This window comes from Kocuria oceani, assembly GCF_029524215.1.
GTDB classification, from domain to species: domain Bacteria; phylum Actinomycetota; class Actinomycetes; order Actinomycetales; family Micrococcaceae; genus Kocuria; species Kocuria oceani.
On sequence record NZ_JARAMH010000018.1, the window covers coordinates 35,438 to 51,545 of the forward strand.

Sequence of the window (16,108 nt, forward strand, 5' to 3'; positions counted from 1 at the left end):
TGCCTGTTCCTTGGGAGGGGGCAGGCCGCCTACTGGGAAGGGATGGCGGCCTGCCCCCCGGTCTATGTGGTCACCATGACCAGTCGCTAGGGGGTTGCTCGCAGGCCAGCGTCCGGCGCATTCCGCGTTCGGTGTGGGAGACCCCGCACTCCCCGAAGGGGCCATTGCGGGCGAACAGCACTTTGGCGTGAGCGTCGAAGTGATCAACCCACCATGAGGACATGCCCCCATCGGCCAGGCGGAGCAGCCACTCCTCGTGGAGGGCGCGCAACCGCTTGACGGCCTCGGGGTGGGCCCACCACTGGGAGCACCAGTGCATGTTGGCGGAGCGGTCCACGGATTCCACATCGGCCATCGTGGCCTGGACCCACTCAATGAAATCTTCCACGGTGGGCTGGTTTTCGTCCGTGGTTGCTATTTGATCGGTCATCGCCGCTGTCCTTCCGTGATCCGCTCCAGCACCGGGGTGATGCGGGCTGTCAGGTCCTTGTCCTCGAACCACCGCACGGTGCGCACGATGGTGCCGCCGCCGGTGGAGGTCTTCACCCAGGCGTGGCCGGCCGGCAGCTCGGAGAGCTTGGAGACGGGCATAATGTCGCGCTGCTGTGTTTGCACCGACCGGGAGGCCACTCCCCGGGAGGTGGAGGTGCTGCGCACCTTCGCGTCGTAGGTGCCGATGAGTTTTCGCAGGGACTCCAGGAATTCCGCGTCGTCGGAGCCGCCGCCGTAGACCTTGATCGCGGCCGCCGACCAGAGGGTGTCCCACCCGGTGCGGGCGAGCATGTCCACGCCTTGGCCGCGGGTTTGGAAGTAGGCGGAGACCACGATGCCCATGGACCCGAAGTAGGAGTACCACTCGGGCAGCTGCTTGAGCTTGACCACGTTGCCGACCTCATCGAGGTCAGCCACCAACGGCACGGACAGCCGGCCCCCAGCACGGCGGGCCGCCTGCTGGGCGGCGGTGACCACCGCGTAGACCAGTGTGGAGACGAACGCCGCCCCGGAGCCGGCGGCGTCCTGGGTGAGCAGGATCAGGGTGTCTTTGCTGGTGACGAAGCGGTGCGGATCGAACACCGGCACCCCCGGGGTCGGAGTGGTCCAGGCCAGCAGCTCGTCGTGGACCAGGGCCGAGGACATGCGCTGAGCACTGGCAGCCACCGACCCCCGGGTGTCCTCCGGTTGACGCCCCATCCCATCCACCGCTGCGGCCGGCCCGGTGTGGCCGGCCTGCTTCAAGGCTTGGGCCGGTTCCAGGAAGTCGGCCGAGGACACCCACCTCAGCACGTCCGAGAGCGTTTTGCCGCTCTTGGCGGCCGCCAAAAGGCACCAGGAGAGGTAGTCGCGGCCCTGGGAGTCGAACTGTGGATCACCCTTCCCACCGGCGGCCGCCCCGGCTGAGGCGGTCTCAAAGATGGAGGCGACTTCCCCGGCCGAGACCGTGTCGGTGACGGTGGCCAGGAGGTTGAAGATCATCGCCGGACGGGCGCTGTCGCGCCAGATGCGTTGCGGGTCGAACAGCCATACGGTGCTGCCCGTCCCGGTGCGGGCGGCCAGGACCTCGGCCACCCCGTCCACCTTGTTCGACGTCATCACGAATGCACCCGGCGCCTCGACGGCATGGCGGATCACCTGGGAGGTGGTCTTACCGCGACCAGTGCCCCACACGTGTGCCGAGCACTCCCGCCACCCCTGATACACCGGGTTCTTGCCCACCCATCCGATCGTCAGGCCCGGCCCGATGTTCTCGGCCTGGGGGTGGAGCCGGTGGGCCTCCTCCGATCGCGCGGGGCCCATCGCCGGGTTGATCCGCCCGGGAGGGCTCATCCGCCGGGCGGCCTCCTGAGTCTTGGACGGGGTGCGCGTGCCCCACACCATCAGCGCGGCCACACCGGCCACCACCTCCAGACCGACCAGGAAGGTGGCGGCCATCGGCCAGTCCACCGCCCCGGTGGCCAGCTCGATCCCCAGCGTGAACGGGTTCCAGGGCAGGTCCCCGGTCACCGGGGTCAGCACATTCCCCAGATGCACCAGGCCGACCGCACCCATCACAGCGGTGAACAGGATCAGCACGCCGATGAAGCTCTTGTTCTGGTCGTTGTTCATGCGTTCACCCGTGCCTGGGCGGCCGCCCACGCGGCGTTGGTGTCATGGACCCGCATCTCCCCGGCGGTGAGGTTGGTCTGGAACGGCACCCCCGGGGCCTCCCCGGTCTTGAGCATGAACCGGCCCCGCCCTGGAGGGGGCGAGGTGCGCCCGGTCTTAGGGTTTACCGAACCCTCGGCCGACCACGCCACCAGCAGCGCCTTCTCCTGCTCGGAGAGCGGGAAGACCGTCTCCAGCATCCCCATCTCGTTCTGCGCCAGCCCACCGAGCACCTTCATGGAGGAGCGCTCCATGAACCCGGTGGCGATCTTCGTCAGCTCCTCGGTCGAGAGCTGGAGGTCTTTCATGGAGTGGGTGATCAGCAACTGCCCGAGACCCTTGGTGCGGTTCAGGCGGGTGATGCCGTCGATCTGGTGGACCAGCAGCTCGGAGGCCCGCAGGGCTTGCCACAACTCGTCCATGATCATCAGGTGGTGGCGCTCCTCCATCAGCCCGGCCTCGGCCAGGGTCTTGGCTGCGGAGATCCCGGCCTGGGCGTAGGACCAGCACACGATCTGCACCGCCGCCCGCAGATCCAACAGGGTCTCGTCGATGGCCGACAGGTCGAAGTCCACCGACTGGTCGATCTCCATTTCCTCGGAGGTCTGCCGGCAGAACACGTCCCCGAACGGCCCGTGGGCGCCCAGGGCGTTGAGCCCGGCCAGCAGATTGCGCACTTGCCCCCGATAGGCCGCCTGGTCATCGACCAGGATCGCGGCCATGATCGCCGGCCGCGCTACCGTGATCACGTCCACCACGTCGGCGATGATCGGTTGCCGGCCCTGGGCCTCGGCGTGCTCGGCGGCTTCGGTGATCGCCATCGACAGCACCGTGGGCTCCTGCTGCCGGGCATCCAACGGTGCCTTGAACACCAGCTCCAGCAGCCCGGTCAGCGCATTGAGGCGGCGGCTGTGAATCTCCGCCCGCATCTGCCGCTGCAACGCCTCGGGCAGCTCACCCAGCCGGCGCCACAACGGCCCGGCATCCAAGGGGTTGATCGACCCCACACCAGGAGCCACCCGGATGACCTGCCCGCCCACCTCAACGGTGAGCCCGGCCAGATCCGGCTTCACATCACTGGCCCCGACGAACAGGAACCCCTGGTCCACCAGGGCCAGGGCCATGCGCACCGCCACCGAGGACTTCCCCCGGGCCTGGAGTCCGAGGATGAAGCAGGAGGGGGAAGAGATGATCCCGCGCAGGAACAGGTTGATCGGGTCCCCGCACACCACCGAACCGTTGAGCTGATTGCGCCCCAGCACCGCCCCTACCAAGGGTGAGGAAGTGCCCACGGCGAAGGGCCACAGTCCCGCGGTCTGGTTGGAGGTCGCGGTGAATTCCGGCGGTGCCTCCACCCAGGAATTCATCCCGCCGTGGGGCACGTCCACGCCTTTCTCGGTGAGCTCCCGCAACTGCCCGGTGCCGGCCGCAGTGGACCGGCCGAAGAACTTGTTGAGAATCGCATCGGTGAACTGGTCGAAAACAGACATCACAGCGCCTTTCGCACATCAGCCGGAATCGTCGCTACGGCATCGGGCACCACGCCCAGACCGAGGTTGAACGCGAACGCCGCGTCGTCGTTGTAATCGCACTCCCGTAGGCCCAGCTGCACGCCCTGGGAGGCGTTGCGCCGCAGGGTAGCCGCCACCCGCGGCAACTGCTCAACCCGTTCGACGGTGGCGGTGACCACGATCGAGAACCGCACCAGCGACGCCCCCTCGGCCTGCTCGCGTTCGGCCTTCCGGGCTTTCTCCAGGGCGATGATCTGGGAGCTGGTGGGCCGGCGGTTCTTCTGGTTCGCCGCGAACTGCGCGTTCGTCAACGACTGCTGCACCTGGGTGGCCGACTTGTCCGGGGACTGGGGCCGGTAGAACACCGTCACCCGCTTCTGCAACATCTCCGCATTCGGGGCCAGCAGGGCCACCAGGGCGTTCTCCCGGAACGTCCCGGCCGGGGGACGCCACATCTGCCAGGACTTCGACACCACCCCACCGTGCTCATACCGACCCGGGGAACCGACCACCCGGGCGGCGGAGGGCCCGACCTCCTCCCAGCGCAGCCCGGTGCCGGCCTCTGACAGGCGGGCCTTCTCCACCGCGGCGGCCGCCAGGGGGTTGTAGGCGACGTGCGTCTGGTCGATCAGGTCGTGTTCCTGCATGAGAGACACGGACCCGGCACCGGCCTGCTCCAGCTGCTCCAGGAACCCACTGAGCAGCGAGGAGACGTCCGTGGCCAGCTCCTCGGCGGTGCGCTCGGGCACCCCCTCACCCTCGTTGGCCCGGGCACTGAACGTCAGCGCGATCCACTGCTCCAGCTTGGGCACGTCCTGGTTGAGGTTGGCGACCACCTCGTCCATCGTCGCCCGGGCGAAAGCCGGCACCGACTGGGACCCGGCCTGAGCCCGGCCCACGGCCACCGCATCGGGCAGCCGCTCCCCCGGATCAGTGGTGGATTGGGTGGTGACCGAAACCTGCACCAGTTCGGTGTTGGAGCCGGCGTCGCGCTGGAAGGCGGCCCAGGTGCCCACCATGCGGTCCACCCGGTCCTGATCCAGCAGCCCCAGCCCGGAGGAGTTGGCGATGACGAACACGGTTCCGGTCTTCAGCTTCGGGTGCCACAGCATCACGCCCTGGTGGCCGAACAGGTCGGTGAAGGACACCGGCTCGGTCGCCGCCAGTACGCCCGGGGCGCGGAAGGACCCGTCGGGGATCTGTGAGGTCGGCCCGGCCTTGTAGGTGGTCCGGTGCTTTTTCTCGGCCCGGGAGAACATGCCCCTCGCGATCCAGCGCTCGGGCTTGGATCGGCCGTGGCGGTCCTTGGAGCCGAGCACGGTGGCCACGATGAACGCGGCCAGGGCGATGCCGGCGGCAACCCAGATCTGGGAGGCCATGATGAACAGGAACACCAGCACCGATCCGACACCGAGGACCACGGTGGAGGCCATCGAGAACCCCAGCAGCCCGGCCGTCTTGTCCTCGGCGATGTTGCCGTACTGCCGCACGATCACCTGGTTACTACTCACAGATCCTCACCACTTTCGATGGATTGCTCAGCGTCCCGGACGACTTCCCGTAGCCCGAATTCGATCCGTTGGCCGTTGACCAACGGTTTCTTGGCGCCTGTGGCCGAGGACCCTTCCCCGTCCGGGTGTCCAGTCGGCCCGGCACCATTGGTCGGAGCCACCGGCTCGGCACCGGTCGGCCCCGCCGCCTCAGATGCCCCACCGGCCGTTGCCGGGGACGGGCTCGAGCTCTGCACGTTCTCAGCACCCGAGGCCCCGCCGGTGCCGGCGGCACTGCTGGGGGCGGCACCCGTGCTCGGGGTCTGCACGTTCTCCGCGCCCGAGGCCCCACTGGTCGTGGTTCCTGGTGCGGAGGTAGGAGCTGCACCGGCTGTGGTGCTCTCCACGTTCTCGGCACCGGCCGGCCCACCGGCTGAGGAAGACCCACCACCAGGCGCGCCAGCAACAGCCGATCCCGGCGCCCCGGTCGAACTGGAGGCACCGCCCCCAGCACCCGAGGCACCCGAACCGGCGCCAGCACCCGAGGCACCCGAACCGGCGCCAGCACCCGAGGCACCCGAACCGGCGCCAGCACCCGAGGCACCGGCCCCGGCAGCTCCAGCGCCACCGGCTCCAGCACCCGCAGCGCCTCCGGCAGCTCCAGCGCCAGCAGCTCCAGCAGCGCCACCGGCCGCTCCAGCACCGGCCCCGGCCGCTCCGGCACCCGCGGCGGCCGCTCCGGCGGCGACCGTGCCGACGCCAGCGGTGAGTGCACCGATGGCCACCGCGCCACCGAGCATCGCCAGCCCACCAGCGCCCATGCCGCGCGGACCAGCGCTAACGGCCGGGACCATCACGCGGGCCAGGGCGGGCATCGACAGGCAAGCGGAGAAGATGATCACGGTGCCGGTGAGCAGGGTGATCACATGGTTGGCCACCTCACCGTCACCGGTGCCCCTGATCCCGTTCATCAGCGCCAGCCCGAAACCGTAGAGCACGGCCGCGACCGGCTTGAACAGGATCACCGAAATCAGCCAACCCACCGCTTTGTCGAACGCCTTGCGTCCCCGCTCCGTGGTCGAGGCCGCAGCGAAGATCGGCAGCAGCCCGCACAGGGCTCCAGCCACCCCGTAGGAGAAGATCACCAGGGCCGCATTAAGGATCGCCCCGAGGATGGCGAAAGGGGCCAACACGATCAAAATTCCCGCCGTGGTCAGCGCCATCTTGGACCCGGCCACAGCGTCCAGATCCATCGACTGTCCCAAACCGTCCCGGGCCGCGTTGCCGGCGATCGTGTCCACCAGCCACGGGGCCACCTCATCGGTGACCGCCAGCGACAGGGACACCATCGACACCGCCAGCCCGGAGACCACCACGGTGCGGATCAGACCCATTACCAGGTTCTCCGCCGACTCCCGGTTGTGGTCCCGAGCGATCTTGATGACGGCGAAGGCGGTGCCGATGATGCCGGCAACGCCGACGAAGGTCGTGGTGGCAGTCTGCACCCGTTCGGTGGCCGATCCGGCGCCCATTGCCGGTGCGCCGATATTCAGCCACCAGGTGCCCACGAAATCGAGCATGGTGGTGAAGATTTCGACCAGCCACCCGGCCATGAACAGGATCAACTTCTCCACCGTGTCCCCGGCGATACCGCTGGCGAGGTCTCCGAGCAGTCCCATTAGACCTTGGGCCCCCACTCGATGTAGGGCTGGCCCTGGTGGAGGTCGGCCGTCATCATCTTCGTGCCCGAGGCCGGGTCCAGCTTCCAGTCCCCGTCCTCCCACACCAGGTCAGCCTGGGCGAGGGCTTTCTGCTCCAAGCCGTTGCCCGAAGGGAAGGAGTAGACCAGCTGGTAGGAGGCGGCCTCATCGGTGTAGTTGAGCTGGGAATAGCCGAGCAACGTGGACGAGGCCGTTGTGGTCCCGTCGTCACCCTGCTCCAGACCATCGCGGATGCGCTGAGCTTTTTCCTCGATCTGGTCGCGGTTGGGACCTTCCACCATTGCCACCTCCACGTCCTCCGCGGCCTCCTCGCTCAGCGAAGGATCCAAGGCCATCGCGTAGGTCGCGGCAGCCATCAGCGCCCCGGCCTCCGAGTGAGCGAAGCCGACCCGCAGCCCCGAGTCGCGTCGTTCGCAGCCGCCGAACTCGTCGGAGGAGGGCACCACGTTGTAGCCGGCGGCCACCCAGTCCAGGACCTCGGGGGCCTCATCGGCCACCGAGGAGGTGTCGGTGCTCAGCTGCGCCTGGCAGTCCCAGGCGAAGTCCTCCCCGGAGGCAGGGGCAGCCGCCTCGGCTTCCCCCTGGGTGGGGGCGGTCGTGGCAGCAGGGGTCGTGGGTGCCTGCACCTCATCAGGGGTAGAGAGGTTGCGGATGGTCCAGCCGGCCACCGCGACCAGCAGCAGCACCAAGGCGATCATCGCCGGGCCGAACCAGCGGGGGCGGGTCCGGGTTGCGTCGTTGTTGTTCGTGTCCATCGGGGGGTCTCCCTGTCGTTGCGGTGCCGGGTGAGGAACGGGGGCCGGCTCAGCCGCCGGTGATCATGTTCCAGATCGCCCCGGCCGCCCCGAGCAGGGCGGCCGCGACCAGCGGCCACACCGGGGCCTCGACCTCATCGCCTCGGCGGCGGTTCCGCCCGGCGGTGACGAGCCCGAAGATGAAGTAGACGAACAGCACCAGCCCGGCGGCCCAGAGAATCCAGCCGAGGATCATGGTCACGTTCTCCATGCCCGGGGGCTGGGTCGGAGTGGCGTTGATGGCCGGGATCATCAGGGCGTTGAGGGTGTTGGTCAGCATTGGGGGGGTTTCCTTTCTCAGTGCCCGGTCTGGGCGATTTTTTCGATTCTTCTCAGCACGGTTTTCAACCGGGTGCTGGAAGGGGCAGGGGTGACGACGACCTCGCGCCAGGACGGTTCGTAGGGGACGGTCATGGCCACGGGAAACATGCGCGCCACACTGCGGGCGAAGCTCAGGGTGGGTTTGGTGATCCGGTTCTTGGGCCGGTCGTGGACGATGACCAGACCGACCAGTTCATAGGGCAGCTGCCCGGTGGCGGACTTGCGCGCCAGCTGGGCGGCCGCTTCCAGGGAGGCCGCACTGGTGGAGCACACCAACAGCGCACGTCCTGCCCACTCCGGCTCCTGCACCGCCGCATCCACGATGGCCTCCGAGCACAGCCCGGCCAGCGTGGTTGTGCCCACCCCGCCGGAGGCGCCGACCAGCCACAGCGTGGCCTGGGAAACCTCCACCGGGGTGGCCGGTTCCTCGGCGGGCACTGGTTCCTCGGCCAGCCGTTGCTGGAGGTTCTGCGGCCCACGGATGGAGTCTCGGGACCCGAGGATAGGGTCCTCCTCCATCGGGTCCTCCTCCTCGATGACCTCCGGCGCGGCCACGAAGGGGTTACGGGGGTTGTCCACGATCACAGTCCCTCCCGCACTGCCGCCCCGGCTCGGAGCCAGGCCCGGCGGGTGGCCGGGGTCATCGCGGAGAACCGCACCCGACCCTCTACCAGCGCCCGGTCATAGGGGATCGTGACCACGGCACGGGCGTAGGGGGCGAACTCGGCGGCCAGTTCTTTGGCTTTGGTTTTCTGGTGGCCGGGCTCGCAGCACAGCACCACCATCACCGCATTCCGGGCGAGCTCCTGGGCGTGGGTGTCCCCGGTGTGCAGGGCGGCCAGCACCCGGGAGGCGCCCTCGGCGGCGTCGTCGACGGACTTCACCGGGATCACCACCTGATCGGCGTGGCGGATCATCGCTTGCCAGTTCGCTCCGCGTTCGGTGTTGCCGGAGTCCATGACGATGGCCCGGTAGTACTTCGCGGCCACCGCGTGCAGCCGGTCCACTTCGGTCCCGGTGACCATGTGTCGTTCCTGGTCCCCGGAGCGGTCATCGGAGCGCAGCACGTCGTAGCGATCGGCGGGCTGGTGGTGGACGTACCCGGACAGGTCTCCTACCCGGGCGTCGGAGGTCATGAAGTGCTCGGTGCGTCCGAGCAGATCGACCACAGTGGACTCGTGCCCGGCGTCGAAGGTGCGCCAGCCCAGCGAGCCCAGGGAGTTGTTGTTGTCCCAGGCCAGCACCCCGCCACCGGAGAGGCGGGCGAACACGGCCGACAGGCAGATGACTGTGGGGGTTTTGCCGGCCCCGCCCTTGGGGTTCAGGACAGCGATCGTGCGCGGGCCCGGCCAGTGGGCCGAGACCGCGGCCTCGTCCTGGCGCTGGCTCAGCTCGGCGGCCGAGGGCGCCAGGTGCAGGCCCATTGAGTTCAGTGCACCGCGCCAGCCGTGCTGGGCCGGGGCGTCCACCTCGGGGCGGTCCACGAAGGACGGCAACGACTCCCGCCGACTACCAGCCGCAGCGGGCTCCGCCGGGCGGGCCGTGGAGGGGCGGCCACCGAGGAACGGATTCGGTGCCGTGGCACCGGCCGCGGCCGGTGTAGCGGGGGCCTGTTCCTCCTCCGCCGCCGCAGCCACCGGGGCGGTCTCCCCCGACGCCGGCTCCATCGGCTCTACGGCAGGCACGGGCTCAGGCTCAGCAGCGGACACCGGCTCTACCGGCGCTGGCACCGCCGATTCCACGGCAGGCACCGACTCGGACCGAGCGGGCTCGACCGGGGCCGGAGGCTCGATGGTGGCCGGTGCCGGGGCCACACTTTCCTGCCGGGACGTGCCATCGGCGCCGACCAGGAAGGTGCGGGACCCGGAGGGGTCCTCGATGTGCAGCTGCATGTCCTGGCTGGTCTGCTCCGCCAGGGTCTTTGCCGTAGCCATCACGGCCCGGCGGGCATCGCCCACGGTGGAGTGGTTCTCACGGGTGATCTGCCCGGCAGTGTCCAGCTCCACGGCACCGGTGGAGTCGATCGTGGCGGTCATTCTCATCAGGGGCTCTCCTTGGCAGTGGGGGTAGGGCTCGCAATCGGTGAAGTGCTGGCAGTTGGCGAAGGGCTGGCTGTGGGGGTGGGGCCGGTCTCGACCAGTGCGTAGAGGGAGCCATCGGTGGCCCCGGCCACCCGAGTCATCGCCATCCCGTTGTCCGTGATGACGTCAGGCACCGCCGCCTGATCGGCTCTGGTGGTGGCCTCGGTCGCCCCGTCACGGGTGACCTGGGACTGCTCCCCGTCATCGGTGACCCAGGCGTAGCCGGCGGCCAGCGTGGCTTGGCCCTCCATGCGGTGGGCGGTGGTGGCTTCCACATCGATCAGCACCGAGGAGGCCAGCAGCAACCCGTGCGCCCGATCGGCTTGAACCGTGGAGGTGGTGATCTGGCTCCCGTTGAGTTCGCGCACCGCGACCTGCTTCACCGCAGTCGCATCCGTGGCCTCATCGACGTCATAGAAGCCGACGACGGTCTGCTTGCCGTCCTTCCACGCGGCGACCACCCGGCCCTCCACGCTGCCGAGCACGGCGGTCAGCTCCGCGCCCTTGGCCGGGGCCGGCAGGGTCGCCGGCTTGGGCAGGGCCGCGGAGTCGGTGCCGACCCGCCACACCTTCCCCGCCTTGGCATCAGCGGCGATCAGGTCCGCCCCCTGGGCCTCCAGGGGCTTGGCGGCCGCCGGGACCACCCGGGCGGCGGTGGACCCGTCCGCTGCCACCAGCAGGGACTTCTGATCGGGCAGATCCAGCCGGGGCACCGTGCCCCCGTCCAGGACCACGGTCGCCTCCTGAGGAACCTCCACCCGGATCGGCTCGGGCGAGTCCGGGGTGAACAGCACCAGCTCCTTGGACGTGGCGGCTGCCAGGCGGGTCTGCCCGTCAACGGTGAACACCGCCATCTGGGTCACGGTGAACGGCGCGGCCCGGCTCCACTGCTCCACCCCGGTGTCGGGGTCGTGGCCAATGAGCTTGCTCCCGTCCACACTGACCGGCCGACCCTCCCAGTCCAGGATCGCCTTCACCGGGGAGCCGGACATGGGGGTGGCCCAGGCGCCGTAGGTGTCCCACCCGGCCGGAGCCGGCACCGGCAGCTGCGCCGGGGGCGGGGTGTGCACCACCGCGACCGGCTCCCCATCATCGGCGGTCAGGTTCATCGCCACCGAGGCCCCGGCCGTCAATCCCAGAATCCCGACGCTGCCCCAGATCGCCAGAGCACGACGACGCTGGCTCCCAGACCGGGCACCCGCCTTGCGTGTGCTGGCGCTGCTCCCGCCCTGCCGTCCACTACTACTGGTGGCCGGCCTGGGACCAGCCGGGGGCTCGTACTCCTCCAAGGTGCCCAGCTCGGCGTCCACGACCATCTCGAACACCGACCCGTCCTCGGTGTGACCCTGCACCCGGCACGCCTTCAACCCCAGCCGCCGGCACGCCTCGGCGGCCGCATCCGCGGCGACCTCGTGCGCGGTGGCGGCATCGAGCACCGGATAGGTCAGTACCTCCCCGTTGGCATCGGCCACGATCTGCTCCGCCCCGAAGGTCAAAGTGATCACCGGCCAGGTGTGCACGGCCGGGCTCACGAGGTGGCCTCCCCGGCGGGCAGCTCGTGGGACTGGTGGCCCACGACCTCCCAGGCCCCGGAGTGGCGCTCCAGGTAGATCGTCACGTGCCGGGTTCCGGTGCCCTCGGCCGGTTCCCCGTCGCGGCTGGCCCACCGCCAGGTCACCTTGTACGCCCGGACCGCCTTATCGTCAGCAACGTCGCGGGTCGTGTCCCCGATCGCCGGCACCGCCTGGGCGCGGCTGTAGGCCCCGTGCGAGGCGGGGTCCAGCCACGCCCCCTGGGAGGAGTTGCGCTCAGGCTCCACCTGGTGGGCCGCCCACTCATCGGACATGAGTGGCTTGGTGCGGATCGCCGCGGCCGTCTCGGTGCGGTCCACCACGGTGTCCCAGGAGTGCAGCAGAATGGCGGCCGCTCGGGCGGTGGAGTCCACGTCGGTGCGGTCCACGTCCTCAACTGCCGGGAACGTTCCATCCCCGGGGACCTCCGGGGTGGGGAAGCTGCTGGTCGTAGGCCAGGCGGCCGGGGCCGAGCTGGCCGAGGCCGTCGCGCTGGAGGAGGCGGACGTCTCCTGAGCCGGCTCAGCAGAGCATCCCGCCAGGGGTACGGCGCACAGGGCCAGGGCAGTGATCAGGTGGGGGTAGTGGCGGCTCATGCCGGCCACGCTCCTTTCTCTCGCAGGATCGGCTCGGGGTCGATGTTGAAGCCCTGATAGGGAAAAACGACGTCGGGGGCATTGGGCTTGTAAATCTCGATGTGCAGGTGGGTGGACATGCCGAACTGACCCCGGTTGCCCTCCACACCGATCACGTCGCCGCGGCTGAGTTTCTGGCCCTTCTTCACGCCCCAGGAGTTCAGGTGACAGAAGGCGAACCCGAAATCGGGGTCGTCCCCGTCCTCCTTGGCGATCACGCACCCGTCCGCAGCGTTGAACCCGGTGATCCGCAGATCGGTCGGGGCGATCACCGGACCACCGGCACCGGAGCCAGCACCGGGGGTGGCGAAGTCCAAGCCCACGTGGTCCTGCGCCCACTCGGGCACACCGGGCACGTTGCGCCGCCCGTAACCGGAGGTGAACTTCCCGCCCGGAAGCGGTGTGGTCCACTCCCCTTCCCCCAGGTCCCCGTCCCACGCCTTGCCACCGGTGGGGGCCTCACACCCGGGCGAGAACTCGATCTGACCGCCGTCCAGGATTCTCTCCACGTACCGCTGGGTCTCCGCGAACGGCGGCACACCCTTGTGCTGGGCGACCGCGCCGGGGCCGGCGTTGTAGGCAGCCAGGGTCAGGCGCACCAACTGGTCCGCGTCGTTGCCGGCCAGGGACTTCACTTCATTCTTGAGATCTGCCATGTAGCGGCCGTAGGCCGGAATCGCGTCCTCGGGGTCAGTCACGTTCCCGCCGTTCCCGTACTGGGCCCAGGTCTCGGGCATGAACTGGGCGATGCCCTGAGCCCCGGCAGAACTGCCGGCATTGGGATTCCAGTTGGACTCCTGCTTGAGCTGGGCAGCTACCACGCTCACCGGCAACCCGGCCGTCTTAGCGGCCTCCTCCACCAACGGCCCCCAACCGTTGGGGACATTGATCACCGCGTCCTCGGAGTCCTCATCGGAGACGACCGCGGAAGGGGAACACTGACCCATTGCGGCTTGCATATCGGTCACCAGGGCGATGCCGGCCACACTCACAATGGGGGCGCCTACTGCGACCACTCCCACCAACGCCAGGACAGTAATTGCGAGTGTCGATGAGCTTCTGGACTCTTCCTCTTCCACGAGTCACCTCCTTCCACGTTTAGTAGTACCATCATGTAGTGAAAGGAGAGTGCAATCAAGAAAGCGTGGTGGGTCCATCGGGGCATTCGCTGTCTTGAGGAAATTCGGCGCAATCAGTGGAAGGTGTGGACAATGGTCCGTATGCCAGCGCCGATTCAGCCCCAGGGCCAAAGTGACGACGTGCATCAGGCCGTCATCGCGCTCGGGAACGGACTACGGGCCGCCATCATTCACGAACTCAGACGGAGCCCCCTGCTGGGGCCCGACCTCAACGAGCGGTTATCCCTGCCCTCGGGCACCGTGACTCCACAGCTGGCAATCCTGCGCGACCTCGGTGTAGTGGTGTCTGAAACCCAGACAGGCCGGGGCCGGCCGACACTCCACACGCTCAACGAGGCGCGGATCCAAGAACTGCTCGACACGTTGGATGCCTACCTCCTGGGCGACAACCCGTCCTGATTCTGTTGCGGCACACCAACACAACGCTCTCCCCCAAAGGTCCTTTCTGTCCCGCTCTTGCAAGGCGGAGCCCTACCTCAGCTCAACGCCGATGGTATGTATGCAAACTCCAGGACCCCAATCAATGCGGGGGACATTGCATCGCCGCACCCCAGAGGCAGGGACGTCAAACATGCAGAGCTACAGGACCAGCAGTCAGATCGCATCTGTCCCCTGATCCGGGGACGCGGTACGCATTATGTGAACAGGTAGGTGCTGTAAGGCATGAGGTTCTTGCCATGGATGGGCCGATGAGCTGTGAAACGGGGGTCAAGTCCTTTTGAGTGGTGTACAGGATCGGCGTGATCCTGGTGGGGTCAGGCGCTGAGGGCGCCGAGGGTGGTGGTGTCCTCCTGTGCGGTGGTGGTGCTGCTGACGAGGCTCAGGCGGGACTTGGTGAGCACGTCCAGGCCGAGGTAGCGCCGTCCTTCGGCCCACTCGTCGTGCTGCTCGGCCAGCACGGCCCCGATCAGACGGATCAGCGAGGTGCGGTCCGGGAAGATCCCGACCACGTCGGTGCGGCGGCGGATCTCGCGATTGAGCCGCTCGTTGGGGTTGTTCGACCAGATCTGCCGCCACAGTCCTTTGGGGAAGGTGGTGAAGGCCAGGATGTCGGCCCTGGCCTCGTCCAGGTGGGCGTGCACGGCCGGCAGCTGGGGCTCGACCATCTCGAGGAGCTTGTCGAACTGCGCCTGCACCGAGGCGGCGTCGGGCTGGTCGTAGACCGAGTGCAGCATCGCCTTCACCGCCGGCCAGGAGGCCTTCGGGGTGGTCGCCATGAGGTTCGCCGCGTAGTGGGTGCGGCACCGCTGCCAGGCCGCCCCGGGCAGGGTCGCCCCGATGGCCTCGACCAGCCCGGCGTGGGCGTCAGAGGTCACCAGGCGCACCCCGGCCAGGCCGCGGGCCACCAGATCCCGGAAGAAGCCCAGCCACCCGGCCCCGGACTCGGCCGTGGCGGCCTGCACGCCGAGGATCTCGCGGTGGCCGTCGGCGTTGACGCCGGTGGCGACCATGACCGCGACCTTCACCACCCTCCCGCCCTCGCGGACCTTCATCGTGAGCGCGTCAGCTGCCACGAACGTGTACGGCCCAGCATCCAGGGGCCGGGTGCGGAAGGACTCCACGTGCTCGTCGAGGTCGGTGGCCATGGTCGAGACCTGGGAACGAGACAGCCCGGTGATGCCCAGCGACTGTACGAGCTTGTCCATCCGGCGGGTCGAGACCCCGAGCAGGTAGCAGGTGGCCACCACGGAGGTCAGGGCGGACTCGGCCCGGCGGCGTCGTTCCAGGAGCCACTCCGGGAAGTAGGTGCCGGTCCGCAGCTTGGGGATCGCCACGTCGAGGGTGCCGGCGCGGGTGTCGAAGTCGCGGTGGCGGTAGCCGTTGCGGGAGTTCACCCGCTCCGGGGACGAGGCCCCGTAGGCGGCTCCGCACACCGTGTCGGCCTCGGCCGAGAGCAGGGTGTTCACGAAGGTCGTGAGCATCTCGCGCAGCAGGTCCGGTGAGGCCTGGGCAAGGTGCTCGTGCAGGAACTGGGCAGGGTCGATACTGGAAGGAGCGGTCATCGTGATGGTCCTCTTCGAGAGTGCTGTGGAAGGTTCACTCGAAGGATCACGCGGTGACCGCCCTCGTCTATGACGACGCGCTCACCGGGCTACCCGTACACCACTCTGCCGGACGCAACTTTCTGGGCTCTGACATGGCCGTCTCTTCTCGGCTCAGGACGGCCCTCACACACCATCTGCCTCACAGCCCACTCCCTCTATGGCTGCCAACTTCCCCAAATGCCAAATCTGTCTAGCAGAACTCTGCTCTGGACAGCAGTGACGTGACGTGGTTCACTGTCTAAAACCGGCTGCACATGTCAAGGGAGGAGTCGTGGAGCACGCATGAGGTGGAGCATCCCTCCAAGAGTCCACCTGCACTACATCGACGACAGGCGACAGTAGGTACACCCGACGGCAACTGCAGTACTTACCGGGTGAACTCTGTCCATCAACCTTGGTGGCCCACGAGCACGGTCAGCAGGTGCGGACACCAACAACTGAGGGGTGAAATGCCCTGAGCGAACCCCTTCCACGTCTTTGACGTGACCCACCCGAGCTTCATAATTCTTGGCGGCATGATTCGCCGCATGTGAGTGGCCTTTTGTGGCTCTACGTCTTTCGGGTGGGGAGTGAGACTCGCGTAGTGAGTTCAGCAAGGTAGGGGTCGAGGTCCCCGATGATCAGTAGCGACCAAGCATGCTGATCTATTCAGAGGACC

General features: G+C 68.3%; 14 protein-coding genes. 1 reads left to right on the forward strand and 13 read right to left on the reverse strand.

The window, feature by feature from the left end:
- Positions 1-70: 70 nt before the first annotated feature.
- Genes PU704_RS16425 through PU704_RS16480 form a run of 12 tightly spaced genes read right to left on the reverse strand, consistent with a single transcriptional unit; the run spans position 71 to position 13,345 of the window.
- Positions 71-430: a DUF4913 domain-containing protein gene (locus PU704_RS16425; protein WP_277552051.1), complete on the reverse strand. Its 360-nt coding sequence runs from the start codon at positions 428-430 to the stop codon at positions 71-73.
- On the reverse strand, positions 427-2,103 hold the full coding sequence (locus PU704_RS16430; RefSeq protein WP_277552052.1) for a type IV secretory system conjugative DNA transfer family protein: 1,677 nt from the start codon (positions 2,101-2,103) through the stop codon (positions 427-429). Before PU704_RS16430 ends, PU704_RS16425 begins: the two co-directional genes overlap by 4 nt.
- A complete protein-coding gene (locus PU704_RS16435) occupies positions 2,100-3,632 on the reverse strand; it encodes a hypothetical protein (protein ID WP_277552053.1) in 1,533 nt (510 codons plus the stop codon). Before PU704_RS16435 ends, PU704_RS16430 begins: the two co-directional genes overlap by 4 nt.
- Complete coding sequence (locus PU704_RS16440) at positions 3,632-5,164, reverse strand: SCO6880 family protein (RefSeq protein WP_277552054.1); 1,533 nt, start codon at positions 5,162-5,164, stop codon at positions 3,632-3,634. Before PU704_RS16440 ends, PU704_RS16435 begins: the two co-directional genes overlap by 1 nt.
- The gene (locus PU704_RS16445; protein ID WP_277552055.1) at positions 5,161-6,822 is read right to left on the reverse strand and encodes a hypothetical protein; all 1,662 of its coding nucleotides are present in this window, start codon (positions 6,820-6,822) and stop codon (positions 5,161-5,163) included. The genes PU704_RS16440 and PU704_RS16445 overlap by 4 nt, the downstream gene beginning before the upstream one ends.
- Positions 6,822-7,619, reverse strand: a complete 798-nt coding sequence (locus PU704_RS16450; protein WP_277552056.1) for a DUF8175 domain-containg protein — start codon at positions 7,617-7,619, stop codon at positions 6,822-6,824. Before PU704_RS16450 ends, PU704_RS16445 begins: the two co-directional genes overlap by 1 nt.
- 49 nt (positions 7,620-7,668) lie before the next feature.
- Positions 7,669-7,938, reverse strand: a complete 270-nt coding sequence (locus PU704_RS16455; RefSeq protein ID WP_035930757.1) for a hypothetical protein — start codon at positions 7,936-7,938, stop codon at positions 7,669-7,671.
- 17 nt (positions 7,939-7,955) lie between these two features.
- A complete protein-coding gene (locus PU704_RS16460) occupies positions 7,956-8,558 on the reverse strand; it encodes a DUF6668 family protein (RefSeq protein ID WP_277552057.1) in 603 nt (200 codons plus the stop codon).
- 2 nt (positions 8,559-8,560) lie between these two features.
- Positions 8,561-10,021 (reverse strand): MinD/ParA family ATP-binding protein, encoded by a 1,461-nt coding sequence (locus PU704_RS16465; RefSeq protein WP_277552058.1) that lies wholly within the window; start codon positions 10,019-10,021, stop codon positions 8,561-8,563.
- Positions 10,021-11,592: a hypothetical protein gene (locus PU704_RS16470; protein ID WP_277552059.1), complete on the reverse strand. Its 1,572-nt coding sequence runs from the start codon at positions 11,590-11,592 to the stop codon at positions 10,021-10,023. Before PU704_RS16470 ends, PU704_RS16465 begins: the two co-directional genes overlap by 1 nt.
- Positions 11,589-12,227, reverse strand: coding sequence for a hypothetical protein (locus PU704_RS16475; RefSeq protein WP_277552060.1), 639 nt, complete (start codon positions 12,225-12,227; stop codon positions 11,589-11,591). The genes PU704_RS16470 and PU704_RS16475 overlap by 4 nt, the downstream gene beginning before the upstream one ends.
- Complete coding sequence (locus tag PU704_RS16480; RefSeq protein ID WP_277552061.1) at positions 12,224-13,345, reverse strand: transglycosylase SLT domain-containing protein; 1,122 nt, start codon at positions 13,343-13,345, stop codon at positions 12,224-12,226. Before PU704_RS16480 ends, PU704_RS16475 begins: the two co-directional genes overlap by 4 nt.
- A 180-nt stretch (positions 13,346-13,525) precedes the next feature.
- On the opposite strand from PU704_RS16480, the gene PU704_RS16485 reads away from it, so the two are divergent.
- Positions 13,526-13,804: an ArsR/SmtB family transcription factor gene (locus PU704_RS16485; protein ID WP_277552062.1), complete on the forward strand. Its 279-nt coding sequence runs from the start codon at positions 13,526-13,528 to the stop codon at positions 13,802-13,804.
- 356 nt (positions 13,805-14,160) lie between these two features.
- On the opposite strand, the gene PU704_RS16490 is transcribed toward PU704_RS16485, so the two are convergent.
- Complete coding sequence (locus PU704_RS16490) at positions 14,161-15,408, reverse strand: IS256 family transposase (RefSeq protein WP_277552063.1); 1,248 nt, start codon at positions 15,406-15,408, stop codon at positions 14,161-14,163.
- Positions 15,409-16,108 lie beyond the last annotated feature (700 nt).